Source organism: Pontibacillus sp. ALD_SL1 (genome assembly GCF_017355605.1).
Genome location: NZ_CP062974.1, coordinates 3,037,774 through 3,061,507, shown reverse-complemented (window position 1 = coordinate 3,061,507; position 23,734 = coordinate 3,037,774). Strand labels below are relative to the sequence as shown.

The following is a 23,734-nucleotide window of genomic DNA, read 5'->3' as shown; positions in this document are numbered from 1 at the left end:
TAAATAAATCTCGAAAATATGATAAAATAATAATTATAAATTTGAGCTTTAAGGAGAATAAGATGTATATCGTTGACTCTACTGTAGTTGTTCCTGAGGAAAAAGCAGATGAATTAATTGAAATCTATCAAAACCGTTCAAGAAGCGTCGATCAATGGGAAGGTTTTCGCTCTTTTCAACTTCTCCAAAACGACAAAAAGCCTGGTGAATTAACTGTTCATATGGAATGGGAATCGAAGGCTCATTATATGAAGTGGGCAACAAGTGAAGAATTTCAAAAAATTCACGAGCTCGAGAAAAATTATCCTGACAAAGCACTCGCAAATATTCCTCCTAAAGTTAAGAAATTCAAAGTGGTGGCAGAATGAAGGCTTCAGAGAGAGAGAGAATCGTTGAGCAAGTCGTTAATGAAATATATGAAGCATATCCGTTCTTATGGGAACGTTTCGGTGAAAATGGACATAAGCGAACAACAGAAGATAATTATCACCATTTAGACCACCTTTCTACAACTTATAACATGGGAGAGGAACAGTTCTTTATGGATTATACGAAGTGGCTACAAACGGTTTTAACGAGCCGTAATGTAGGAACAGAGCTTATTATTGATAATTATGAACGTTTATATCGACATTTGGATAAGCTTGAGGATCAAGAAGAAAGCAATGCGTATCAGAACTATTTAACGAGTGGTATTGAATTTTTAAAAGCAACAAATGAGTAAGGGGTGAGGAGATGGACGATTTTTCTAAGCTTGCAAAGTTATTTCTTGAAGGAAATGAAGATGATGCCATTCATTATTTGTCTCAGATGAGGCCAACTCCTAATCGTCTTCATTTGTATGAGCAATTCCTTACTCCAACTATGTACCATATAGGAGAACTATGGGAGCGAAACGAAATTTCAGTTGCTGATGAGCACTTAGCTACAGCAGTATGTGATTTTGTTTTGTCTCAATTGGACAGTATGGAAAAACGGAAGGTTGAAAAAGGCACTAGTAAAGCGCTATTATTTGGTATTGAAGAGGAACAACATTATTTAGGCTTAAAGATGGTAGCTTCTACGTTCAGAGTGTATGGATGGGATGTACGATACCTCGGCCCTAACTTGCCATTAGATCACGCGCTTACTCAGGTGAATCGATATAAACCCGATGTCATTGGAGTATCTGCTGCTTTGTCATACCGCCTTCCTATCTTGAAAGATGTTATTGAACATCTGATTCAACTCGATTGGTCCCCAACGGTGTTAATAGGGGGGAGAATGGCGAAGGAGTACGATTTACGTTCATTTGCTTCAGATCGGGTTATTATAGTGAAGGACTTACACCAGTTAGAAGCATGGATAGAGGGGAATGAAGAAGACATTAATGCGACAAGTTAACAATCAATTTCCAGCTCCCTGTCTAACCATAAACAAAAAATACACGATTCTTGAATATACACAAGAAGTGAGTGAGATGTTTCATCTGACTCCTTCTTTATGGGGAATTATAGAGGAAGGCAGTCATACCAAAGTAAAAGAGTGGGTAGTTCCTTCTCAGCCTAAGTCTAAAGTAGAGATTAATATGATTACAGCTTCTAAACAAGTTGTACTGGTTGACCTTTATGTTAAATGGAATAATGATTTACAAGCAGAAATTATGATTTTCCCTAAAGAAGGACAGAATCAGCACGTAACAAAAATGTTAGACCGATTACAAACTCGATTAAATGAAACGAATTTTGAATTGTTGCAAGAAAAGGAAAAACTAGAGGATGCCATTCAGCAGAATAATAAACTATCCGCTCCGTTTATCCAACTCACTGATGAAACGTCCTTAATCCCTTTGTTTGGTGACATATCAGAAGAAAAACTTTTAACGATTAAAGATCAAATTCTCCTAAATGCTCATACACATGAGTCGGACTGTTTGTTATTTGATTTTACAGCGGTAGGTGAAATGCACCAAGAAGGTGTCTACGTCTTAAAAGACATCTTCACTAGTCTGCTTTACATGGGGAAAGAAATCGTGATTGTGGGAGTAAAACCTAAACAAGCTCAACGTTTGCATCACTTAAAAATCCGTTTTAATTTATCCTTCGTTACTTCATTACAAGAAGCGCTTCATCGATTTGGTGCATGAAGAAAGCCTTTTTTCTATCTAAGAAAAAAGGCTATTTATATAATAAGTCCAATAGAGAGCGAGTTGTTTAATAGAAAAGCGCCCTTTCCTAACAGAGCTTATTAGGAAAGGGCGCTTTTTAGCATTATATGAATAGAGCAAATATGATCCAAACAAGGCTAATACTGATAAGAAGGCTAGAAGCTACATAGGTTAGCGCTTCTTTCAATTGGTTCTTTTGAAGAAGGATAATTGTTTCTTTACCAAAAGTAGAAAAGGTAGTAAAAGCTCCGCAAAATCCCACACCTGCTATTTGCCATAAGAATTCTGGAAGAACATGCTTCGTTCTGAGTACCACTAATCCGCCTAATAGTAATGAACCGACGATATTTGCAATCCAAGTTCCGTAGGGGATAGATCCTTTTGTGTTACCCATTTCGCTCACAAGAAATCGGGCTAAAGCTCCAAGCCCTCCGCCAACAGCTACGTAGGCAAACATCATTTCGCATGCCCCTTCCAGTTATTAGCCGTGAAAAAACCGAGCCAGCTCAAGACTAACCCTCCTGCTAGACTTGCTACAACATACAGGACAGCAAGTGTTTGTGAGGTATCGATCCACAGCTGAACTGTTTCCGTTGAAAATGTTGAGAAGGTGGTGAAAGCTCCTATTATTCCTGTACTTATCCCGACTTTTATAGCAGAAGGAATACCTTTCATAAACGTTGGGTGAGCGCTTAGATAGGTGAGTATAAAGCAACCGATGAGATTAACGAGGAGCGTTTCATATGGAAATACAGAAGCTTCTTCAATCCATAAGGAAATCATGAAACGACCTGAGGCTCCAAGAGCTCCTCCTATAAATATAGCAAGGTACACAGACATTGTTTCGTTGGTCACTCCCTTATTGGAAGAGAAGGGGCAGAAGTGGCCCCTTCAGTACGTTATTTACACGCAGGACATTTCCCGTAGATTTCAAATTTATGATTTTCTACAGCATAATCTTGTAGTTCCCCTGATACCTGCTGCATGGGGCAGGTGTGGATCTCCTTGGTTTTTCCGCAATCAAGACAGATAAAGTGATGATGGTGTTTTGACTCACACTTCATACGAAAGTGTTTCTCACCTTCTAATTCCGTTACTTCTAACAAGTCAAGATCCACAAACAAATGTAAGTTTCGGTAAATCGTATCGAAGCTAATACCAGGGTACTTATCTTCCATCATAATTTTTACATCACGTGCAGTTCGGTAGCCGTTTTGCTCATAGAAAAAGCGTAACAGATCTTCGCGCTTGTCTGTATACTTATGACCTTTTTCTTTTAATTCTTCAAGTGCTCGATGTAAATTCACGTTTTCACCCTCTTAGTACGTGAGCGTTGGATGACTTGCTTAACAAGAATTGTAACTAACAAGATTAAGATGGATGTTAAAACAATGGTACCTCCAGGCGGGATCTCGAAATAATAGCCAAATATAAGACCACTAATTACCGAAACTTCACCAAAGACAATGGACAAAAGAATGGCTTGCTTGAAACCACGAGCAATTCGAATGCTAGCCGCAACAGGTAGTGTCATAAGCGCTGATACAAGCAACACGCCAACGATGCGGATAGAAGCAGCAATGACAAGGGCAGTTAAAACAATAAACAAGAAGTGTATGCGTCTAGCATGAATTCCAGATACAACAGCGTGTTCTTCATCAAATGAGAGCATAAACAATTCTTTGTAGAATAGGGCAATGAGTGATGTGACAAGAACCGCAACGATTAGAATCGTCCATAAATCCTGTCGACTAACAGCTGTTACCGAACCAAATAAATAATTGAATAGGTCCGTATTAAATCCATCAGCCATAGAAATGAAAATTACACTAAGGCCAACGCCGCCGGATAAAATAATAGGGATGGCTAATTCCTGATAAGCTTTATAAACGCGGCGGAGTTGTTCGATAAATACTGATCCTATTACAGAGAAACTCATACCAGCGTAAAAAGGACTGATTCCTACACCAAATTTCTTATCAAGCATAAGGCCAAAGGCAATACCAGATAATGTAACGTGGGAAAGGGCATCTGCAATTAGAGATAGACGTCTTACAACGACGAATGTTCCAAGCAGGGGGCCGATAAAGCCGATAAGTAAACCAGTGTAAAGAGCATTTCTTAAAAATTCATATTGTATAAAGCTTGATAACATAATGATTCCTCCACTAATGGTCGTGGGTCACAGCATTAACAGGGTGACCGTAAATATTCGATAGATCTTGATCATTTAAATCGTTAAAGGATTCAGGATCACCGTGAAAATGAATCTGTTTATTTAAACAGGCGATATCGCTAGCATAGGCTGTCATGGTTCCTATGTCATGAGTAACCAGTAATAGCGTAATACCTTTATTTTTATTTAAGTCTCGAAGCATCTTATAAAAGCGATGTACGTTTTCTGTGTCCACACCAACAGTCGGTTCATCAAGAATCAGAAATTCTGGTTCGCTGACAAGAGCTCTGGCAATAAAGATCCGTTGTTGTTGTCCGCCTGATAGGTCTCCAATGTTTTGGTGAAGGTAATCAGACATTCCGACCAAGTCAACGGCTTCTTTAATCTTCTCCTCATGTTTCTTCTTAAAGAATCGAAAATAGCCGACTTTAGAGGTAAGCCCCATTGAGACAACCTCATACACTGTGGCTGGAAATCCACTATTAAAGCTGTTTGCCTTTTGAGAGACGAAACCAATTCGGTCCCACTCTTTGAATTTATCTATGGGCTTTCCAAATAAGCGGATATCTCCTCTTTTCTGGTGTAACAGGCCAAGTATGAGTTTAATTAAGGTGGTTTTCCCTGATCCATTTGGTCCGACAAGCCCTACAAAGCTTCCAGGTTGAATGGTAAAATCGATGTGCTCTAATACATCTTTTTGTTCGTATGAATAGCTTACATTTTCGATACTTAGTACGGGTGTAGTCAACGTGGTTAAACCTCCTTTAGTTATGATTTAATACCGTTTTAAGCACATCTAGGTTTTGACGCATTAAATCAAAGTAATCGTTCTCCGCATCTATATCCTCTCTCATACGGACTGAAAGGTTATGAATGGATAAAGCTTCTGCGCCAATTTCTTCTTGTACGATGGTTGCAATCTCGTTTGAAACATTTTTTTCAAAAACCATGTAGTCTATATTTTCTTTCTTACCAGTTTGGATTAAGCGTTCGATATCCTTCTGAGAAGGTTCGCTACTAGGGGAAATGCCGTTTACCGAGATTTGTTCAAGGCCATAACGTTCTTCCCAATATCCATATGCTCCGTGAGCAACTAGGAATTTGTTATGATCAGCCTTTTCTACAACACTTTGGAAATCTTCGTGTAGAGCGGTAAGGTCTTGGCTCAGCTTGTTGAAGTTTTCTTTATATAATTCTTTTTCTTCTGGGTTTAATTCTATTAATTCTTCTTTAATGTAGCTAGCCATTTCTTTTGCGCGAACGGGATCAAGCCATACGTGTGGGTCTTTGTCACCGTGGCTATGACCTTCATGATGATCTTCTTCGTGATCTTCCTCTTTATTCTCTACATGAGCAAATAAGGACTCATGTGTGCCTAGTTCTACAAGTGAAACACTCTCGTCATTTAAAGACTCAGCTGCACTTTCTGCGAAGCCTTCTAACCCAGCTCCCAGATAAAAAAACGCATCGCTCTCAGCTAATTGCGCCATCGTTTTAGCAGTGGGCTCAAATGTATGAGCATCTGCTCCTGGTGGATAAATGGACTCGACATCAACCGTTTCTCCACCAATTTCTTCTGTGAAGTATTCTATTGGATAAATGGATGTATAGATTGTCAGATCTTCTATAGATGAGTCATTATTATTATTGGATGAACAAGCGGAAGCTATGAGTAACACACTAGCCATAGCAAGACTTGTAATCAGTTTCTTCATTCTCATATTCTCTCCTTTGAACGGTTCGTTTACACAAAACCTTTGTTATTGTATCGTAACGATTCCGATTTGTAAATAAGAATGATTCCGATTTAATGCGCAAACCTGAGATAAGCTAATGAAGAGAGGGCCGTTGTTATATTTGGGATAGGGCTGTATGGGGGACAACTCGCTTTCCTGCGGGGAGCTGGCAAGCCTCCTCGTTCGCTATCGCTCTCTGTGGGGTCTTGCCTAGGCTCCTTACCCCGCGGGAGTCTCGCAGTCCCCCATTCATCCCTGTCGATAAGGTGAGGAACGGCCCTCTATGCTTTCATCCTTAACGAATCTAGTAGTTAAATATTATAAAGTAAAGTAATCAATGAAAGATTAACTTATCTACAGAAATTTAAATAAGCTAAGAGTGGTATCACTCTTAGCTTTAGTGTTCCGGTTTTACTATTCTAAGCGGGCTAGCTTATCAAGAAGAAATTAGAAATTAGCCCTCAGTATTATTATAGGTCTAATTAAAAGTAGCGTTAATTGCTCACATAGACTACGCCAAATGAAACAATAAATAAAACAATCATAAGTGCTATAAATTGATAAAATCCTTTTCTAGTTAATGAATAATTAACCGTTTCCTTTTTAATAAGTAAATAGGAAACAATTAAACCAACCACAAAAAGCACAGGGAAAAACCATTCCATTTTAATTCCCCCTTAGTTAATACCTTTTAGCTAATATCACCATTGTCAGAAACAGTGTAGATAAACTTAATGAAATTAATATGATCAGTGCATCAACCACGTTTAAGGAAATTACATTTAATTCGAGACCTAAGAGTAGTAGGCTGATGTATGCCATCATAGCAATAAAGGAATAACCAATAGCTTTTTGTCTAATTAACTTCATACGTTCATCTTTCTGTTTAAATTGTGGGTGTAGAAAGCTCATGCTAAAAGAAAGTACCGCCATGGAGAGAACCGTATAAGTTTGGGGGAGTAGTGCACTATTAGCTAATACCCCTACAACGATGAAAAAGGCTCCCATCACCCCGAAGAGTGAGCCCATTATAATGAAAGCTTTCGGATAATAATCCAAGTTTATCTCTCCTCTTTGTTAAATAATGTATGTTTATGGTATTGTAAAATCACCTCAACGTCAAGTTCGCTTTACTTTTTGTATTTTTTGAACTGTGTCAGCCTAACTTTTTATATACAAAAAGAAGAGGAGTTTAAGTCCTCCTCTTCCTAAAACAATCTTATTGATTTTTACGTAACCTGCGTAAATGAAGAGTTCCAAAAAGCGCAAAAGCACTAATGAGTAAGGATGAGATAAACAGTCCATTATAGCCACTGCCAACGACTTGATGCAGACTAGTAAGCATGGATTCACGTAACTTTTCATCCTGAATCAATTCAAACGTGCTCTTAATTGATTCAAAATCCTTCTCATCTAAATTTTCTCCTTCAGGTAAAAAGAGAGTTCCTCCTGCATGAGCTGGTATGGCTTCTTCTGAGAGATTGTTTGAGACCTTTTCTTCTACATTCGTAAGAGATCTCGCTAGAAATCCTGCATAGATCGTAGGGGCAATGGTCATACCTAGTTGGCGGAACAAGGAAGTTGTACCAAGTGCTACTCCTTTTTGTTCTGATGTGTTTTCTGTAGCCAGGACATTAATTGGAGCACCGAGCATCATCCCAAAACCTGCCCCTACAAATGAACTAGCGATAGTCATTTGCCAAAGCGTGTCGACCCATAGAGGAAATAGTAAGAATCCTATTATGGCTAACAAACTCGCGGTGATTAGTGTATAGATCGGTCCTTTCTTATCCACAAGCGTTCCGCCTCCCCCAGCACCTAATCCTGATGCAAGAGCAAGAGGAGTAAACCAAAAACCTGCTTGTTCACGAGGGATATCTAAATATTGCTCAATGTATCCGGGAATAAAGATCACAGAAGCGAGAATCATACCGGAGAATGAAGCTAGTAGTAATGTCCAGCGAAAGGTAGGTGTTTTAATCAAATTCAATGGAAGAATTGGATCACGATTAGGTCCGACACGTTTTTCAACTTGGAAAAGAACAACGAATAAGACAACAGACAATAAAAAGATCGTAAAAAATGTCGGCTTTAAAAGGCTAGTTAGCAAAGCTTCTCCTTCTAAAAGAGTTAAGCTGTACATAAGGGAGAGAACTGCTGTAGTCAGGAATAGAATGCCTGCCCAGTCCATTTTTTCTGTAACAGGCTCTTGTTCTTCTTCTTTAATAAAACTTCCTCCAAATAACAAGAGGAGAATCGAGATTGGAATATTAATAAGAAATAACCAGTGCCAGCTCCCGGTTGCTTGTAAAATTAGCGCACCCAGGTTTGGCCCAAGTATGGCGGCGATGCCGTTCATCCCACCGATCAACCCTAGTGCTCGACCTTGCTTGTCTTTTGGGAATGTGTTCAATACATAAGAGCTTGCAATGATGAAGATCCCCCCACCCCCTAATGATTGCAAGAATCTAGAAGCGAGAAAAAGAGGGAATGTAGGGCTTAAAGCAACACATAAAGAACCTACAGCGAAAAGTGTAACTTCAATCATAAACAGGCGCTTTCTGCCAAATTGATCTGATAACTTTCCTATAATAGGAACTGATATGGCTAAACCTAGTGTATATAATGTTATCGTCCACGAACCCCAGGTTGCACTTACATCGAAAGCGTATATGAGGGTCGTGAGTGAAGCGGTGATAATGCCATTATCTAATGCAGCCATAAAGACGCCGATTGCAAATACGAAAAGGGCCCCTTTTAATTGACGGTTCATGTAGTTCCTCCTAGTAACTATGTAATACGAAAGCGTTTTACTTAACTATGCAAATAGTAGCAATAATTTAGGGTGAAATCAATGTGAGGTTAAGGAAGGTTTCTTTTGACCTGTCTAGATTAACATGGCTAAGTTTCAATTAGGAGCTTCCTGTCTAACGGATGAATAAACACAAGCATAAAATCTGTTGTTTAGGTTATACCAATAAGGGTATATCAATGGTAGATCATATTTAATGAAGGAGGCAATACCATGTTCCATTACACAGTTGAAACATCTAAAACTTTAGATGAGGCGGTAGAGGCGCTTCAGGCTGAGTTGAAAGAAGAGAAATTTGGAGTACTTTGGGATTTCAATGTGAAAGATACTTTGCAAAGTAAGGGGTTTGACTTTGATACCACCTATCGAATTTTAGAGGTTTGTAATCCTGGAGAAGCGAAGGCCATTTTAGAGAAGAATCCACTCGCAAGTTATTTCCTTCCTTGTAAAGTTGTTGTATATGAACAAGAAGGTCAAACGAAGATCGGTATGCCAAAACCAACAGCCTTAATTGGATTTTTAGAGGACGCAGAACTTAATGATCAAGCGAAAGATATAGAAGAGCGTATGGCAGCATGCATGGATAAGGTAGCTCAATAATATACCCTGTGTATGTATATCAAATTTTATATAAATGAAGGGTTAGCAAAGTTTAATTTGCTAACCCTTTTTTACATGCAAGGAAGTTGACGAAAATACATAACGGGGGTATAGTAAATTATAAATTAAACAAAATAAGGAAGTGAGCGAATGGACCACTCCATGTTACCAGAAGATAGTGGGAGAAAGCCCGTCATGCCTCGTACAGATGAAGAAAAACAAAAGGTATTAAATCGCTTAAAGCGAATTGAAGGGCAAGTTCGCGGAATTCAAAAGATGATAGAAGAAGATCGGTATTGTGTCGATGTTCTCGTGCAAATATCAGCCATTAATGCAGCCTTGAAAAAAGTGGGCTTTTCTTTAATGGAACGGCACACAAATCATTGTGTAGCGGACGCAATTCATAAAGGGGATGGTGACGAAGCCATTCAAGAACTTATTAAAGTAATGGAACAGTTCTCCAAGTCTTAAGGAGGGTCTTCTATGGGTAATGAAGAGAAACAAATGAATGTCGGGATCACGGGGATGACTTGTGCTGCATGCTCGACTCGAATAGAAAAAGTCTTAAATAAAATGGATGGCGTCGAAGCAAGGGTGAATCTTGCGATGGAGAAAGCCCAAATTGAATACAACCCAAACCAAGCGAGTACCTCAGATATTGCGGCTAAGATCGAAAAACTAGGTTATGGTGTGCAAACTGAGAAAGTCGAATTAGACATCTATGGAATGACCTGTGCTGCATGCTCATCCAGAATTGAAAAAGTACTTAATAAGATGGATGGTATTCAAACAGCAACAGTGAATCTGGCTAATGAAACAGGTGTTGTAGAATATCAATCAGGTCTGCAAGATATTGATGCGGTCATAGCAAAAATACAAAAGCTTGGTTATGATGCAGAACCACGTGTGAATGCTGAGGAAAAATCATCACAAAAAGAGCAGGAACTGAAGAAAAAGAAAGTGAAGCTCGTTATTTCAGCACTCTTATCTTTACCTTTATTATATACAATGTTTGAGCACTTATTTGGTCTGCCAGTCCCTTCATTAATCATGAATCCTTGGGTACAGTTTGCCTTAGCAACACCTGTTCAATTTATTATAGGCTGGCAGTTTTACGAAGGAGCTTATAAGAATCTTAAAAATAAAACGGCAAACATGGATGTGTTAGTTGCTCTTGGTACAAGTGCCGCTTATTTTTATAGTCTGGCTGAAGCCATTCAAGCAACAGTAGGGGCTACGGATACCCCTCACTTGTATTTTGAAACAAGCGCAGTTTTAATTACGCTTATTCTTTTAGGGAAGTATTTTGAAGCCATTGCAAAAGGGAGAACGACACAAGCTATTTCATCTTTACTTAATTTACAGGCAAAAGAAGCAACTGTAATAAGAAATGGAGAAGAGATGAAACTTCCTATTGAGCAGGTAGTCGTGGGTGATCATATTCTTGTACGTCCAGGTGAGAAAATACCTGTAGATGGCAGTGTTATAGAGGGGTATACATCGATTGATGAATCTATGATTACAGGCGAGTCGATCCCTGTTGAAAAGAGTGAGGGAGAAGCGGTTATAGGCTCCACCATTAATAAGAATGGAACCATTACAGTTGAAGCTACGAAAGTAGGCAAAGATACAGCGCTTGCTGGCATCATAAAAGTAGTTGAAGAGGCACAAGGATCCAAGGCACCTATTCAACGTATGGCTGATGTCATTTCGAGTTACTTTGTACCAATCGTTGTAGGCATTGCTCTTGTAACATTTATCATTTGGATTGCGATTGTTAATCCAGGTAACCTGCCGATAGCACTTGAAGCGTCTATAGCCGTTCTCGTTATTGCTTGTCCTTGTGCTCTTGGATTAGCTACACCAACCTCAATTATGGTAGGGACAGGGAAAGCGGCAGAACAAGGAATTTTATTTAAGGGTGGCGAACACTTAGAATCCACCCACCATGTTCAAACGATTGTATTTGATAAGACTGGGACGATTACAAACGGAAAGCCAGTAGTAACTGACTTTGATGGAAATAAAGATGCTTTAAGATTGGTTGCAGCTGCTGAAAACAGTTCAGAACACCCATTAGCTCAAGCAATCGTCCAATATGTCAAAGACAAAGGTGTTCATATACCAAAGGCAGATTCTTTTGAAGCAATCCCGGGGCATGGTATTAAAGCTTATGTAGAAGGTAAAAGAGTATTAATTGGAACTAGGAAGTTATTTGAGGAAGAAAATGTGGAATATACTTCTTACAAGGACGCGATGGTTGATCTCGAAAATGACGGGAAAACGGCTATGCTCCTAAGTATAGATGGAAAGTCTAGTGGGATTATAGCTGTAGCAGATACCGTAAAAGAGTCAGCCGCTAATGCTTTAGCTGAATTAAAAGAACAAGGGATTGAGCTTGTGATGCTGACTGGAGACAATCAACGTACAGCACAAGCGATTGCCTCACAAGTTGGAATCGATCGCGTCATTGCTGAAGTGGTTCCAGAGCAAAAGGCAGAAGAAGTTCGAAAGCTGCAAGAAAGCGGTAAATCCGTAGCCATGGTTGGAGACGGCATCAATGATGCGCCAGCTCTAGCTGTAGCAGATATCGGAATCGCTATTGGTACGGGTACAGACGTAGCCATTGAAGCTGCTGATGTGACCATTCTCGGTGGAGAACTGACCCTTATACCAAAGGCGATTAGAATCAGCCATCAAACAATGAAGAATATTCGTCAAAATCTGTTCTGGGCACTTGCTTATAACACTGCAGGAATTCCAGTAGCAGCGCTTGGCTTATTAGCCCCATGGATTGCAGGGGCAGCGATGGCATTTAGTTCAGTAAGTGTTGTTTCTAACTCCCTTCGATTGAAGAGAGTTAAGATATAAAATTAAATTCTAGGGAAAGGATGAATGAATAATGCAAATTACATTAGCCGTTCATGGCATGACTTGTGGTCATTGCGAAAAAGCAGTTAAAGGAGCCGTTGAAGAACTTAACGGTATTCAAGGAGTAGAAGTACATTTAAATACGAATAAAGTAGATGTTACGTATGACGATGTTTACGTATCAAAAGAACAAATTGAATCAGCTATTGAGGAACAAGGTTACGATGTTGTTTCATAATTAGTTTACAGACCTTACATTGTTAAAGGGAAAAGGCGAAATCTTAAATGATTTCGCCTTTTTCTGTATCATATGTTGAACATACATCTCCACGTCTGAAAAGCAAACAAGTACATCAAAAAGTTTTACTACCAATTCCTGAGTTCTTCTTTTACATGTCGTTTTTTATAAGAGTATTTTTTTAATAACGAGTATAAATAATAGGGTGAAAAACGTTTTTAAATGTTTATAGTTGGGAATAGGATAAGCAGAATCGGGTTAGCCCATAAAAAGGAGATGTTACATAGTGAGTGATAAGAGAAAAAGATTGACGACTGAAGGTGGAATTCCTGTAGGTGATAATCAGAATTCCATGACAGCAGGTTACCGTGGCCCTACTATAATTCAAGATGTTCATTTGCTCGAGAAGCTTGCGCACTTTAATCGTGAGCGCATTCCTGAACGTGTGGTTCACGCTAATGGAGCGGGTGCATTTGGGTATTTCGAAGTGACCAATGACCTTTCCAAATACACAAAAGCAGACTTTTTATCTGAAGTCGGTAAGAGAACGGAGATGCTTGCTCGCTTTTCTACAGTAGGTGGAGAGAAAGGTTCTGCAGATACAGCCCGAGACCCGCGTGGTTTTTCTCTTAAATTTTATACGGAGGAAGGAAACTACGATCTTGTTGGGAATAACACACCCGTGTTCTTCATTCGTGATGCAATTAAGTTCCCTGATTTTATCCATACTCAAAAGCGTGACCCGCAAACGAACTTAAAGGACCCGGATATGGCATGGGATTTCTGGTCTCTTTCTCCAGAATCTCTGCATCAGGTTACCATTTTATATTCTGATCGAGGTGTCCCGGCTACTTTCCGCCATATGCACGGGTATGGTAGTCATACATTTAAATGGACCAATGCAGAAGGAGAGTCTGTTTGGGTGAAGTATCACATCCGTACAGATCAAGGATATAAGACCTTAGATGAGGAAACGGCTGTGAAAATTGCGGGTGAAAATCCTGATTATAAAACAGAAGATCTATTCACTTCTATTGAAGAAGGGGATCATCCTTCTTGGACAATGTATGTACAAATAATGCCACTAGAAGATGCTGAAACGTATGACATTGATCCGTTTGATGTAACTAAAGTGTGGCCACATGACGACTATCCTTTAATTGAAGTAGGTAAAATGGTTCTGAACCGAAACCCGAAGAATTATTTCACAGATATTGAGCAAGCTGCATTCAGTCCTGGTAACTTTGTACCTGGAATTGACGTATCACCAGATAAGATGCTTCAAGGACGTATCTTTGCATACGCAGACGCTCATCGCTACCGCTTAGGAGCAAACTATGAAACCCTGCCTGTAAATCGACCTAAAGTAGAAGTGAACAATTATCAACGAGATGGTGCCATGCGATTTGATGATAATGGGGGAGGATCTAAAAACTATGAACCAAATAGTTATGATGGACCAGTAGAGGATCCAAGTGTGAAGCAGGCTACTTATCCTGTTTCAGGATTAGCAGATAGTACCCCTTATGATCATGATGATCATTACACTCAACCTGGTAATCTGTACCGTCTCATGAGTGAGGATGAGAAGCAACGTCTGGTATCCAATATTGTCGGTTCAATGAAGGAAGTGCGTAAAGAAGAAATTCAATTACGCCAAATCGAACACTTCTATAAAGCAGACCCTGATTATGGCGAGCGTGTAGCACAAGCGTTAGGGTTAAAAGTACCAGAAGAAGTAAAATAAGTATTGACTATAAACAAAAGTGCCCGTGGGAATCCCGGGCACTTTTGTTATGCGTTTAGAAAATGCTCCATTACTTTTGGTACATAGGCTTTTGTTTCTTGAAAAGGAGGAATGCCTCCGTACTGATCCACGTTCCCGGGGCCGGCGTTATAAGCTGCAAGAGCTAACTCAGTGTCATCGTTATATCGGTCTAGCATTTGGCGAAGGTACTTGGCACCACCATCAATATTCTCTTTCGGATCAAAAATATTCTGAACCCCAAGCCCTTCAGCCGTCGAAGGCATGAGTTGCATTAACCCCTTAGCGCCAGCTTGACTCTCTGCACTTGGGTTATAGTTAGACTCTTGTTTTATTACTGCGTGAAGCAGATTTGGATCTATATTATATTGTCTGGACGCCTCTTCGATATAGGATTGATAGTTTTCAGAGCTCCCTTTATTGATAGGGAGAGAGCTATAAGGAGCGGAAGCCAATGGAGGGGGCCCGCTCCCTTTTTGCGTAATAGGCGTTATAGTGGATGACTTAGTTAGCTCACTTTCGAGTAATTGAGTGAAAAGCGTTGAAGCAGAAAAGGAAGTAGAGGAAGACCCACTACCTAATGATCGGATGGCTTGCAACTGAGCAAGTTGTTGCCACATTTTTATGTTCAAAAAACCACCTCTTGTATGTAAACTAGTATCTTTATTATAAAGGATTTCTAGAATTATGTGGAAAATAATTTAGTGAAGGACGAAAAAATAGGGCTATCTCAAAAGATTGTATCTTTTGAGATAGCCCGGTCTCGCAGGTCGATGGCGATTTTAGTCTAGCTTCTGCTTTTGCTGAACAGTCGCCTGTGCTTTTCTTAATGTCTAGCTCCGGGGGCTAAAGGCTAGCGCGATAAGCAATCGAACTACAGTGGCAGAAGCCACTTCCATTCGCTTGCTTATCCGTACGCCTTTGACCAAGCCCCCTGTGCTTTTCTTAGTGTCTAGCTCCGGCGGGGAGGGCCTAGCGCGATAAGCAATCTACCTCCAGTCTGCTGCGCAGACTTCCAGTAGCTTGCTTATCCGTACGGCCCTAAGCACCCCGCCTGTGCTTTTCTTAATGATAAGGCAGTTGATTCGTATATCCACTAAATTGTTGGTAGGTTTGTTGCATTTTTTGTTGGTCTGCTGCTTCGATGCTGTACCAGCCGTTTTTGAACATTAGGTTGTACAGGTTGCGTTGGCAGTCTTGGGATTCGTTGAAGATTGTGGATACGTCTTGGTAAAGATGGTCACAGCTTGCTTCGTTCATAGCTGTGCAGTACGCATCGGTCATGTATTTTTCAGTTGCTAACATATCGTTTATAAAGTCGCGTTCATTCATTTGTGCATTTTTAGGTACAGACGTTTCGGGGTTTTGTACTTTTTGGCTTTGTTGTTGATTCATGAGCTGGTCCTCCTTTCTAGTTTAAAGGTTGATTATTGTTTTGGTTTGGAGATGGTTTTTCATTTAAATGTTGTAGCATTTTTTCATAGTGACGTTGGTGCATTTGTCCTGCTTGTTCTAGTGCTGCTTTTAGTTCTGGGTTTTGGCAGAATCCTGCATAAAAGTGAGCTTTCTTTGAAGCCATTAAGTTCCAAGACAGCATATCTGAAATATACAGCTGATCCTTGGTGCTTACCATTGTTGGTGGTTGAGGCATAATGTTTGTTTGATTTTGTGCATTGGTTTGGTTTTGTTGCATATGAGGTACCTCCTTACATAAGACATATTTTTCAAGCTTAGATTTCCACAGTTTTGGAGTCTTATCCATGAATTCTGGACTCAATCTACGTTGATGTGTCGGAATTGGGCGAAAATTATACACGTTTTAAAGACTGAATGGTAAAATGGATATAGACATAATGGGTAATGGCTTCATAAGGTTGAATAGGTAGGAGGTCATCAAATGGAACAGATCATGCGTAATTTCTTTTTATTCCTTTCTAAAAACAAGGCATTTACGAAGATGGCTAGAAAATACGGGCTTAGGTTTGGCGCTGGTCGCTTTGTAGCCGGTGAGACAATGAGTAATACAGCGAAAGTAATTCAGGAATTAAACGCTAAAGGGATGGATGTTACAATCGATCACCTTGGTGAATTTGTCGATAATGAAAGAGAGGCGAAACAAAGAACTGAAGAGTGTATAGAAGCGATTAGAGTCATATCAGAGCAAGATTTACATTCTCAGTTGTCCTTGAAAATGACTTCAATGGGATTGGATGTTTCAGAAGAATTAGTACTTGAGAATATGAGAAAGATCCTGGATGCTGGAAAAAAGTATGATGTATTTGTCACGATTGATATGGAGGACTATGAGCGTTGCGGGAAGACGCTTGAAATCTTTAAACAACTAAAATCCGAATATGAAGGTATTGGTACAGTACTGCAAGCGTATCTGTATAGAACGGTAGAAGATATAGAAGAATTGAATGCATACAGCCCAAACTTGCGATTGGTTAAGGGAGCTTATAAAGAATCTCCAAAAGTTGCTTTTCCTGCTAAACAAGATGTAGATCAAAACTTTAAGAAGATCATAAAAATGCACATGTTAAACGGAAATTACACAGCAATTGCTACACACGATGATCAAATGATTGAATACACGAAACAAATTGAAAAGGAATATAATATTCCTAAAGACCAATTTGAATTTCAAATGTTATACGGGATTCGTACCGAGAGGCAAGAAGAACTAGTGGCTGAAGGTTATCGAATGAGGGTCTATGTCCCTTATGGAGATGATTGGTACGGATACTTCATGAGACGGTTAGCTGAACGACCTGCTAATGTAGCTTTCGTTGTTAAAGGAGTCATTGGCAAATAGAAGGGAAGGGACCGGTATTTATAGAGCCGGTCCGAAGCTTTGTAAAAAGATAGAAATAAGTCGGTAAAAAGGATTGCGAAATGTCTGAAAATAATTTATAGTAAAAGTAGAATTAGATCGAATGAGGATCTATTTATTTTTTCGCCGTAAAATGAATGAGTATTCATTCAAACGATAGGGGGAGCTGAAATGAATCGAACAATCAGGCGTGCAGCTGTATTAGGCTCAGGTGTAATGGGAGCTGGCATTGCTGCTCACTTGGCAAACGTAGGAATACCGACACTAATGCTCGATATTGTACCTCGTGAAGTAACAGCTAAAGAGGCGAGTGCTGGGCTTACATTAGAAGATCGACAAGTTAGAAACCGAATAAGCCAATCTGGCAAGCAAGGTCTCTTAAAGCAAAAACCATCTCCTTTAACAAGTAAAAGTAATTTAGAACTTATAGAGGTAGGTAACCTTGAAGATGATTTAGAACGTTTAGGAGAAGTGGACTGGATTATTGAAGTTGTTGTTGAGAATCTAGAGGTGAAGCAAAAAGTCTTTGCTTCTGTAGATCAATATCGTAAACAAGGAGCAATTGTAAGTTCGAATACATCGGGGATCTCAGTTGAGGCTATGGCAGAAGGGCGATCAGAGGACTTCAAAAAGCATTTCCTTGGTACACACTTCTTTAATCCTCCTCGTTACTTAAAATTACTTGAGGTTATTCCAACGAAGGATACAGATTCTAATGTTCTTCAATTTATGAAAACGTTTGGAGAAGACGTGTTAGGTAAAGGGGTTGTAGAAGCGAAGGATACCCCAAACTTTATCGCAAACAGAATTGGGACGTATGGTTTGCTCGTTACGGTAAGAGAAATGATAAACGGTGGATACAGTGTTGGTGAAGTTGATTCTGTAACAGGTCCGATGATTGGACGTCCGAAGAGTGCTACATTCCGAACTCTTGATGTAGTAGGTCTCGACACTTTTCTACATGTAGCTAAAAATGTGTACGATCAAGTGGAAGGAAAAGAAAAGGAAGTCTTTGACCCTCCAGCTTTCATGAAGACGATGCAAGAAAAAGGCTGGATTGGAGCTAAAGCAGGTCAAGGATTTTTCGTGAAAAAGAAAGGGGAAAAGGGGAGCGCTATATATGAGTTGAATCCTGAAACCCTGGAATACGTTGACCGCAAGAAATTAAAGACAAAGGCAACAGAAATGGTGAAGCAAGAAAAAGGACCTAAGCGGAAACTGAAAGCTCTTGTTTCAGCTAAAGGAGATCGTGCGGGTGATCTAGTCTGGAATGTGGTCAAACCTGTTCTTATATACTCTGCTCAATTAGCCGGTGAGATCGCTGACGATATCCCTTCTATTGATGATGCAATGAAGTGGGGATTTGGCTGGGAGCTAGGACCATTTGAGATGTGGGATGCAATCGGTGTTGAACAATCAGTAGCTCGCATGAAAGAAGAAGGTGAAGAGGTCCCACAATGGGTGGAAGACATGCTAGCAAAAGGCCTTTCCTCGTTCTATAAACAAGAAAATGGAAACGTTTACTTCTATCATAATGGTGACTACAAACAACAATCGTTTAATGATAAAGAAATTCATCTAAAACGTCATAAAGAAGTTCATGGCGTCATTAAAAGCAATAAAGGTGCCAGCCTCATTGACATAGGAGATGACGTTGCGCTTCTTGAATTCCACTCACAGAGCAATGCGATCGGATTAGATATTATTCAAATGATCAACTACGCTGTTGAAGAAGTCGAGAACAATTACAAAGGGCTTGTTATTGGGAACCAAGCGAAGAATTTCTGTGTGGGTGCAAACCTTGGAATGATTTTAATGGAAGCACAAGATTATAATTTCATTGAAATTGAAATGGTCGTGCGTCAATTCCAACAAGCTATGATGAATATTAAGTATTCTAATAAACCAGTAGTAGCTGCTCCGTTTGGTATGACACTTGGTGGAGGCACAGAAGTAACGTTACCAGCAAGTGCTGTTCAAGCATCCCAAGAAACGTATATGGGGCTAGTTGAACCGGGTGTGGGTCTAATCCCAGGTGGCGGCGGAAATAAAGAACTTTACATTAAACATCTTCAAGGCATTCCAAAATCAGTAGACTTTGATTTACAAAAAGTCACTAATGATGTTTTCCAAAAGATTGCTACAGCTAAAGTCTCAACCTCCGCAGAGGAAGCTAGAGAGCTAGGTTTTCTTAACCAATTAGATGCAATCAGTGTAAACGGGGATCATTTGATTCACGATGCAAAACAAAAAGTTCTAGGTCTAGCACAAGCGGGCTATAAAGCTCCTAAGCGCGAGAAAATCCCTGTAGTAGGTGAAGCGGGCTATGCAACGATGCTCCTAGGAGCTAAAACGATGGGCTTTGGTGGATATGCTTCTGAACACGATATCAAGATTGCCCAAAAGCTTGCTTATGTGCTTGCTGGCGGAAAGGTTGCACAAGGGACTCTTGTTGATGAACAGTATTTATTAGATTTGGAAAGAGAAGCATTTTTAAGTTTAGTTGGAGAGCCAAAATCTCAGCAGCGGATGCAACACATGTTAGTAAAAGGAAAGCCACTACGCAACTAAACAGATAGGGGGAAGTATTGTGAAGGAAGCTGTAATCGTTGCAGGTGCCAGGACACCTGTTGGAAAAGCCAATAAAGGAACGCTTCGGAATACGCGCCCAGATGACCTGGCCGCTCTAACAATTCAAGAGACGCTTAAGCGTGCAGAAGGATACGACGGCAATATTGATGACGTTATTATAGGATGTGCCATCCCAGAGGCTGAACAAGGTACGAACATGGCACGTAATATAGCGGGTTTAGCAGGATTGCCTAATGATGTGCCAGGTATAACGATTAATCGTTATTGCTCAAGTGGTCTTCAAGCAATTGCCTATGCTTCAGAGCGAATCATGCTTGGTTATAGTGATACGATTATCGCTGGTGGTGCAGAATCTATGAGTCTGGTACCTGTCCCGGGGCATGTTGTAAAGCCTAATGTAAAACTTGTCGAAAATGCACCTGGCTATTATATGGGCATGGGGTATACGGCAGAAGAGGTTGCAAAGCGCTATGGTATATCAAGAGAAGAACAAGATGCTTTCGCTGTTAGAAGTCATGAGCGAGCAGCTAGAGCGATTCAAGAAGGAAAGTTTGAAGATGAAATTGTTCCAGTCGATGTTATGCATCGATTTGTTGGGGCTGATCACAAGCAACACGAGAAGCAAGTAACTTTTAGTGTTGATGAAGGTGTCCGTAGCGGTACGAGTATGGAAGCTCTAGCTAAGTTGCGACCTGCCTTTTCAGTAGGGGGGTCTGTTACAGCTGGAAACTCTTCTCAAATGAGTGACGGAGCGGCTTCTGTACTAGTCATGGACCGAGAAAAGGCAGAAGCACAAGGGTTAAAGCCTCTTGTTAAGTTCCATTCATTCGCCGTTGCTGGTGTAGAACCTGAGATTATGGGTGTAGGACCTGTGAAAGCAATCCCGAAAGCTCTTAAACTAGCTGGATTAAGTCAGTCAGACATTGGATTGTTTGAATTAAATGAAGCATTCGCCTCTCAATCCATTCAAGTCATTCGTGAGCTTGGCCTTGATGAAGAGAAAGTAAACGTTAATGGTGGAGCTATTGCGTTAGGTCACCCTCTAGGGTGTTCTGGGACTAAGTTAACACTTAGTTTGATTCACGAAATGAAACGTCGAAATGAACAGTTTGGTGTAGTTACAATGTGTATCGGTGGCGGAATGGGCGCTGCCGGAGTCTTTGAACTTATTTAAAGGGGGAAACCAAGATGAGTGAAACGAAGGAAAGAGTATTTAAAGGTGGAAGCTTTTTAGTTGAAGATTTACAGGCAGACGATATTATTACGCCGGAAGATTTTACAGATGAGCATAAAATGATTGCAAAGACAGCTGAGGATTTTGTTTTAGGAGAAGTGGTTCCTAAAATTGAGAACCTTGAAAATCATGAATTTGAGCATTCCGTTAACTTACTTAAGAAAGCCGGAGAGCTTGGTTTACTAGGAGTAGACGTTCCTGAAGAATATGGTGGACTAAACCTAGATAAAATTAGTTCTTCTTTGATAACAGAGAAATTCTCTAGAGCTGGTGGTTTCTCAGTTACACATGGCGCCCATGTAGGGATTGGTTCTTTGCCAATCGTTTTCTTTGGTAACGAAGAACAAAAACAAAAGTATCTGCCTCTTCTAGCCACAGGTGAAAAAATCGCAGCGTATGCCCTTACTGAACCTGGATCTGGGTCTGATGCGTTAGGTGCTAAAACAACAGCTAAGCTAAATGATGCAGGTACACACTATGTATTAAATGGAGAGAAGCAGTGGATTACAAACTCTGCCTTCGCAGATGTATTTGTTGTATACGCTAAGATCGATGGAGATAAATTCACGGCCTTTATTGTTGAGAGAGATTATAAAGGTGTTTCTACAGGTCCTGAAGAGAAGAAGATGGGGATTAAGAGCTCAAGTACCCGTACTCTAATCCTAGAAGATGCCGAAGTTCCTGTAGAAAATGTTTTAGGGGAAATCGGTCGTGGGCATGTGATTGCATTTAATATCTTAAATGTTGGACGCTACAAGTTGGCGATTGGTGGAGTAGGTAGCTCCAAACGTGCGCTTGAACTAGCTGTTAAATACGCAAACGAAAGAAAGCAGTTTAAAACACCAATCTCTAGCTTCCCATTAACTCAAGAAAAGCTTGGCACAATGGCCGCTAATACGTATGCGAACGAAAGTGCTGTTTATCGTACAGTCGGCTTATTTGAACAGCGAATGGGTAAATTAAGTGCTGAACAATTAAAAGACGGAAAAGCAATAGCAGAAGCCATTGCTGAGTACGCCATTGAGTGCTCATTGACTAAGGTATTTGGCACAGAGCTATTGGATTATGTTACGGATGAAGCGGTTCAAATCCATGGTGGGTACGGATTTATGGCTGAATACGAGGTCGAAAGAATGTACCGTGACTCCCGTATTAACCGAATCTTTGAAGGTACAAATGAGATCAACCGTATGATCGTTCCGGGTACCCTTTTGAAAAAAGCAATGAAAGGTGAACTGCCTCTACTTCAGAAAGCTCAAACGCTTCAGGAAGAGCTTATGATGATGATGCCAGAAGAGCCGGGGACAGAAACGTTAGAGCAAGAAAAATACTTGCTGAAGAACGCCAAGAAAATCGGCCTCCTAGCAGCAGGTTTAGCTGCTCAGAAATTTGGCGAAAAGCTTGAGAAAGAACAAGAACTTCTTGTTAATATTGCAGACATCGTAGGTGAGATCTACAATATGGAATCCGCTATCCTTCGTACTGAGAAGGCGATCCAGTCAAGCGGTGAAGAGAAAAACATGCATAAACTTGCTATGACTCAAGTTTACACTCAAGAATCATTTAACCGTATTGAAGCTCATGCAAAAGAAACTCTGATTGCAAGTGAAGAAGGCGACTCTTTACGAATGATGCTCTCAGCACTTCGTAAACTAACACGCCACACTCCAACAAACGTTATTAAGAAAAAACGTGAAGTTGCAGCAAAAGTTATCCAAGAAGAGAAATACGTTCTTTAAATGATTAACAATAAAACCCTCCCCTTTGTAATAACAAAGGGGAGGGTTTTGTGTGTCTAATAATTAGGAAGCTGCAGTAAAATATGATAAAATGAGGGCACATAATAGAGAAAAGGAGGTCCTTCTATGGCGTTAACGGTTTATTGGTACCCGCAATGTGGTACGTGTAAAAAAGCAAAGAAATGGTTGGATGATCAAAACATCTCTTACGAAACAGTACATATTGTTGAGCATCCTCCATCTGAAGAGCAACTGAAAACGTTAATCCAACAGAGTGGCTTACCACCAAAGAAGTTCTTCAATACGAGTGGCAAGAAATATCGTGAACTCGGCATGAAGGACAAACTTCAAGATGCGAGTGAAGCTGAGATGAGATCTTGGTTAGCTTCTGATGGTATGTTAATTAAGCGTCCGATTGTTACTGATGGAAATCAAGTAACGGTTGGGTTTAAAGAAGAAACGTTTGAAAATACTTGGAAGTAGATCGTTGATAGGCAAAACATTTGGCTCTTTGAGCCGTGTTTAATACATTAAGAATGTAAAAGTAAAATGGAGGGTTATGAATGAGCGTACCAAAAGAGTTGTATTATTCAGAAGAACACGAATGGGTGAAAGTAGAAGGAGACAAAGTACGTATCGGAATTACGGACCACGCACAATCGGAACTAGGCGATATTGTATTCGTAGAACTACCTGAAGTAGGAGATACAATCGAAACAGATGAGCCTTTTGGTAGCGTTGAATCTGTTAAGACCGTTTCTGAACTTTACGCACCGATTTCTGGTAAAGTTGTAGGAATCAACGATGAGCTAGATGATAGCCCAGAATTTGTTAACGAAGCCCCATATGAAAAAGCATGGATGATTATTGTAGAACCATCTGATCAATCTGAAATTGAGAAATTAATGACTGCTGACAAATATCAAGAAATGATCGCTGAAGACTAATATTGGTATTATACTATGCTCAATCCTAGGACACCTTAAGTGTAA

The 23,734-nt window shown here is 40.1% G+C and carries 27 protein-coding genes; 15 read left to right on the top strand and 12 right to left on the bottom strand.

The features are described 5' to 3' along the window. Positions 1-62: 62 nt before the first annotated feature. The 4 genes from IMZ31_RS15555 to IMZ31_RS15540 are packed head-to-tail and all read left to right on the top strand — an operon-like array spanning position 63 to position 2,125. Positions 63-368 (top strand): antibiotic biosynthesis monooxygenase family protein, encoded by a 306-nt coding sequence (locus IMZ31_RS15555; protein WP_036782451.1) that lies wholly within the window; start codon positions 63-65, stop codon positions 366-368. Then, entirely contained in the window at positions 365-724 is a 360-nt protein-coding gene (locus IMZ31_RS15550) for a hypothetical protein (protein WP_207528197.1), read from the top strand. Before IMZ31_RS15555 ends, IMZ31_RS15550 begins: the two co-directional genes overlap by 4 nt. A gap of 11 nt (positions 725-735) precedes the next feature. Continuing rightward, positions 736-1,383 carry a cobalamin B12-binding domain-containing protein gene (locus IMZ31_RS15545; protein WP_207528196.1) on the top strand — a complete coding sequence of 216 codons (648 nt, stop codon included), beginning with the start codon at positions 736-738 and terminating at the stop codon, positions 1,381-1,383. After that, entirely contained in the window at positions 1,355-2,125 is a 771-nt protein-coding gene (locus IMZ31_RS15540) for an STAS domain-containing protein (RefSeq protein ID WP_207528195.1), read from the top strand. The genes IMZ31_RS15545 and IMZ31_RS15540 overlap by 29 nt, the downstream gene beginning before the upstream one ends. 124 nt (positions 2,126-2,249) lie before the next feature. Here IMZ31_RS15540 and crcB (IMZ31_RS15535) read toward each other — a convergent pair whose 3' ends face one another. From crcB (IMZ31_RS15535) to IMZ31_RS15495, 9 genes are all read right to left on the bottom strand, one after another. After that, positions 2,250-2,606: a fluoride efflux transporter CrcB gene (gene crcB, locus IMZ31_RS15535; RefSeq protein WP_242705583.1), complete on the bottom strand. Its 357-nt coding sequence runs from the start codon at positions 2,604-2,606 to the stop codon at positions 2,250-2,252. After that, positions 2,603-2,986 (bottom strand): fluoride efflux transporter CrcB, encoded by a 384-nt coding sequence (gene crcB / locus IMZ31_RS15530; protein WP_207528194.1) that lies wholly within the window; start codon positions 2,984-2,986, stop codon positions 2,603-2,605. Before crcB (IMZ31_RS15530) ends, crcB (IMZ31_RS15535) begins: the two co-directional genes overlap by 4 nt. A 59-nt stretch (positions 2,987-3,045) precedes the next feature. Beyond that, complete coding sequence (locus IMZ31_RS15525; RefSeq protein WP_207528193.1) at positions 3,046-3,453, bottom strand: Fur family transcriptional regulator; 408 nt, start codon at positions 3,451-3,453, stop codon at positions 3,046-3,048. Continuing rightward, positions 3,450-4,301: a metal ABC transporter permease gene (locus tag IMZ31_RS15520; protein ID WP_207528192.1), complete on the bottom strand. Its 852-nt coding sequence runs from the start codon at positions 4,299-4,301 to the stop codon at positions 3,450-3,452. Before IMZ31_RS15520 ends, IMZ31_RS15525 begins: the two co-directional genes overlap by 4 nt. A gap of 13 nt (positions 4,302-4,314) precedes the next feature. After that, positions 4,315-5,070 carry a metal ABC transporter ATP-binding protein gene (locus IMZ31_RS15515; RefSeq protein WP_207528191.1) on the bottom strand — a complete coding sequence of 252 codons (756 nt, stop codon included), beginning with the start codon at positions 5,068-5,070 and terminating at the stop codon, positions 4,315-4,317. 16 nt (positions 5,071-5,086) lie between these two features. Further along, positions 5,087-6,037 (bottom strand): metal ABC transporter solute-binding protein, Zn/Mn family, encoded by a 951-nt coding sequence (locus IMZ31_RS15510; RefSeq protein WP_242705582.1) that lies wholly within the window; start codon positions 6,035-6,037, stop codon positions 5,087-5,089. 515 nt (positions 6,038-6,552) lie between these two features. Then, complete coding sequence (locus tag IMZ31_RS15505) at positions 6,553-6,723, bottom strand: hypothetical protein (RefSeq protein ID WP_207528189.1); 171 nt, start codon at positions 6,721-6,723, stop codon at positions 6,553-6,555. A 16-nt stretch (positions 6,724-6,739) separates the two neighbouring features. Continuing rightward, on the bottom strand, positions 6,740-7,117 hold the full coding sequence (locus tag IMZ31_RS15500) for a permease (RefSeq protein WP_207528188.1): 378 nt from the start codon (positions 7,115-7,117) through the stop codon (positions 6,740-6,742). A 160-nt stretch (positions 7,118-7,277) separates the two neighbouring features. Then, a complete protein-coding gene (locus tag IMZ31_RS15495) occupies positions 7,278-8,831 on the bottom strand; it encodes an MFS transporter (protein ID WP_207528187.1) in 1,554 nt (517 codons plus the stop codon). A gap of 252 nt (positions 8,832-9,083) precedes the next feature. Here IMZ31_RS15495 and IMZ31_RS15490 point away from each other — a divergent pair, with 252 nt between their 5' ends. The 5 genes from IMZ31_RS15490 to IMZ31_RS15470 all read left to right on the top strand — a co-directional run bounded on the left by IMZ31_RS15490 (position 9,084) and on the right by IMZ31_RS15470 (position 14,326). Then, on the top strand, positions 9,084-9,470 hold the full coding sequence (locus tag IMZ31_RS15490; RefSeq protein WP_207528186.1) for a DUF302 domain-containing protein: 387 nt from the start codon (positions 9,084-9,086) through the stop codon (positions 9,468-9,470). 150 nt (positions 9,471-9,620) lie between these two features. Beyond that, positions 9,621-9,941: a metal-sensing transcriptional repressor gene (locus tag IMZ31_RS15485; protein WP_207528185.1), complete on the top strand. Its 321-nt coding sequence runs from the start codon at positions 9,621-9,623 to the stop codon at positions 9,939-9,941. 12 nt (positions 9,942-9,953) lie between these two features. After that, positions 9,954-12,341 carry a heavy metal translocating P-type ATPase gene (locus IMZ31_RS15480; RefSeq protein ID WP_207528184.1) on the top strand — a complete coding sequence of 796 codons (2,388 nt, stop codon included), beginning with the start codon at positions 9,954-9,956 and terminating at the stop codon, positions 12,339-12,341. A 31-nt stretch (positions 12,342-12,372) separates the two neighbouring features. Beyond that, complete coding sequence (copZ, locus tag IMZ31_RS15475; RefSeq protein WP_207528183.1) at positions 12,373-12,579, top strand: copper chaperone CopZ; 207 nt, start codon at positions 12,373-12,375, stop codon at positions 12,577-12,579. Between the two features lie 286 nt (positions 12,580-12,865). After that, the gene (locus IMZ31_RS15470) at positions 12,866-14,326 is read left to right on the top strand and encodes a catalase (RefSeq protein ID WP_256438009.1); all 1,461 of its coding nucleotides are present in this window, start codon (positions 12,866-12,868) and stop codon (positions 14,324-14,326) included. Positions 14,327-14,373: 47 nt separating this feature from the next. On the opposite strand, the gene IMZ31_RS15465 is transcribed toward IMZ31_RS15470, so the two are convergent. The 3 genes from IMZ31_RS15465 to IMZ31_RS15455 all read right to left on the bottom strand — a co-directional run bounded on the left by IMZ31_RS15465 (position 14,374) and on the right by IMZ31_RS15455 (position 16,037). Next, positions 14,374-14,976 carry a lytic transglycosylase domain-containing protein gene (locus IMZ31_RS15465; protein ID WP_242705581.1) on the bottom strand — a complete coding sequence of 201 codons (603 nt, stop codon included), beginning with the start codon at positions 14,974-14,976 and terminating at the stop codon, positions 14,374-14,376. Positions 14,977-15,409: 433 nt separating this feature from the next. Beyond that, positions 15,410-15,739, bottom strand: coding sequence for a spore coat protein (locus IMZ31_RS15460; protein WP_207528182.1), 330 nt, complete (start codon positions 15,737-15,739; stop codon positions 15,410-15,412). A gap of 16 nt (positions 15,740-15,755) precedes the next feature. Then, a complete protein-coding gene (locus IMZ31_RS15455) occupies positions 15,756-16,037 on the bottom strand; it encodes a hypothetical protein (protein WP_207528181.1) in 282 nt (93 codons plus the stop codon). A gap of 204 nt (positions 16,038-16,241) precedes the next feature. On the opposite strand from IMZ31_RS15455, the gene IMZ31_RS15450 reads away from it, so the two are divergent. The 6 genes from IMZ31_RS15450 to gcvH all read left to right on the top strand — a co-directional run bounded on the left by IMZ31_RS15450 (position 16,242) and on the right by gcvH (position 23,689). Next, positions 16,242-17,159: a proline dehydrogenase family protein gene (locus IMZ31_RS15450; RefSeq protein ID WP_207528180.1), complete on the top strand. Its 918-nt coding sequence runs from the start codon at positions 16,242-16,244 to the stop codon at positions 17,157-17,159. Between the two features lie 189 nt (positions 17,160-17,348). Further along, entirely contained in the window at positions 17,349-19,748 is a 2,400-nt protein-coding gene (locus IMZ31_RS15445; RefSeq protein WP_207528179.1) for a 3-hydroxyacyl-CoA dehydrogenase/enoyl-CoA hydratase family protein, read from the top strand. A 19-nt stretch (positions 19,749-19,767) separates the two neighbouring features. Beyond that, positions 19,768-20,943, top strand: a complete 1,176-nt coding sequence (locus tag IMZ31_RS15440) for an acetyl-CoA C-acetyltransferase (RefSeq protein ID WP_207528178.1) — start codon at positions 19,768-19,770, stop codon at positions 20,941-20,943. A 14-nt stretch (positions 20,944-20,957) separates the two neighbouring features. After that, positions 20,958-22,742, top strand: a complete 1,785-nt coding sequence (locus IMZ31_RS15435; protein WP_207528177.1) for an acyl-CoA dehydrogenase family protein — start codon at positions 20,958-20,960, stop codon at positions 22,740-22,742. Positions 22,743-22,868: 126 nt separating this feature from the next. Further along, complete coding sequence (locus tag IMZ31_RS15430; protein ID WP_207528176.1) at positions 22,869-23,225, top strand: arsenate reductase family protein; 357 nt, start codon at positions 22,869-22,871, stop codon at positions 23,223-23,225. Between the two features lie 80 nt (positions 23,226-23,305). Beyond that, on the top strand, positions 23,306-23,689 hold the full coding sequence (gene gcvH, locus IMZ31_RS15425; protein WP_207528175.1) for a glycine cleavage system protein GcvH: 384 nt from the start codon (positions 23,306-23,308) through the stop codon (positions 23,687-23,689). Positions 23,690-23,734 lie beyond the last annotated feature (45 nt).

Excerpts from the sequence above, each read along its gene's own strand:
- IMZ31_RS15555 (WP_036782451.1), top strand. The coding sequence starts at position 63 with ATGTATATCGTTGACTCTACTGTAGTTGTTCCTGAGGAAAAAGCAGAT.
- IMZ31_RS15550 (WP_207528197.1), top strand. The coding sequence starts at position 365 with ATGAAGGCTTCAGAGAGAGAGAGAATCGTTGAGCAAGTCGTTAATGAA.
- IMZ31_RS15545 (WP_207528196.1), top strand. The coding sequence starts at position 736 with ATGGACGATTTTTCTAAGCTTGCAAAGTTATTTCTTGAAGGAAATGAA.
- IMZ31_RS15540 (WP_207528195.1), top strand. The coding sequence starts at position 1,355 with ATGAAGAAGACATTAATGCGACAAGTTAACAATCAATTTCCAGCTCCC.
- crcB (WP_242705583.1), bottom strand. The coding sequence starts at position 2,606 with ATGATGTTTGCCTACGTAGCTGTTGGCGGAGGGCTTGGAGCTTTAGCC.
- crcB (WP_207528194.1), bottom strand. The coding sequence starts at position 2,986 with ATGTCTGTGTACCTTGCTATATTTATAGGAGGAGCTCTTGGAGCCTCA.
- IMZ31_RS15520 (WP_207528192.1), bottom strand. The coding sequence starts at position 4,301 with ATGTTATCAAGCTTTATACAATATGAATTTTTAAGAAATGCTCTTTAC.
- IMZ31_RS15510 (WP_242705582.1), bottom strand. The coding sequence starts at position 6,037 with ATGAAGAAACTGATTACAAGTCTTGCTATGGCTAGTGTGTTACTCATA.
- IMZ31_RS15505 (WP_207528189.1), bottom strand. The coding sequence starts at position 6,723 with ATGGAATGGTTTTTCCCTGTGCTTTTTGTGGTTGGTTTAATTGTTTCC.
- IMZ31_RS15495 (WP_207528187.1), bottom strand. The coding sequence starts at position 8,831 with ATGAACCGTCAATTAAAAGGGGCCCTTTTCGTATTTGCAATCGGCGTC.
- IMZ31_RS15490 (WP_207528186.1), top strand. The coding sequence starts at position 9,084 with ATGTTCCATTACACAGTTGAAACATCTAAAACTTTAGATGAGGCGGTA.
- IMZ31_RS15485 (WP_207528185.1), top strand. The coding sequence starts at position 9,621 with ATGGACCACTCCATGTTACCAGAAGATAGTGGGAGAAAGCCCGTCATG.
- IMZ31_RS15480 (WP_207528184.1), top strand. The coding sequence starts at position 9,954 with ATGGGTAATGAAGAGAAACAAATGAATGTCGGGATCACGGGGATGACT.
- copZ (WP_207528183.1), top strand. The coding sequence starts at position 12,373 with ATGCAAATTACATTAGCCGTTCATGGCATGACTTGTGGTCATTGCGAA.
- IMZ31_RS15460 (WP_207528182.1), bottom strand. The coding sequence starts at position 15,739 with ATGAATCAACAACAAAGCCAAAAAGTACAAAACCCCGAAACGTCTGTA.
- IMZ31_RS15455 (WP_207528181.1), bottom strand. The coding sequence starts at position 16,037 with ATGCAACAAAACCAAACCAATGCACAAAATCAAACAAACATTATGCCT.
- IMZ31_RS15450 (WP_207528180.1), top strand. The coding sequence starts at position 16,242 with ATGGAACAGATCATGCGTAATTTCTTTTTATTCCTTTCTAAAAACAAG.
- IMZ31_RS15445 (WP_207528179.1), top strand. The coding sequence starts at position 17,349 with ATGAATCGAACAATCAGGCGTGCAGCTGTATTAGGCTCAGGTGTAATG.
- IMZ31_RS15435 (WP_207528177.1), top strand. The coding sequence starts at position 20,958 with ATGAGTGAAACGAAGGAAAGAGTATTTAAAGGTGGAAGCTTTTTAGTT.
- IMZ31_RS15430 (WP_207528176.1), top strand. The coding sequence starts at position 22,869 with ATGGCGTTAACGGTTTATTGGTACCCGCAATGTGGTACGTGTAAAAAA.
- gcvH (WP_207528175.1), top strand. The coding sequence starts at position 23,306 with ATGAGCGTACCAAAAGAGTTGTATTATTCAGAAGAACACGAATGGGTG.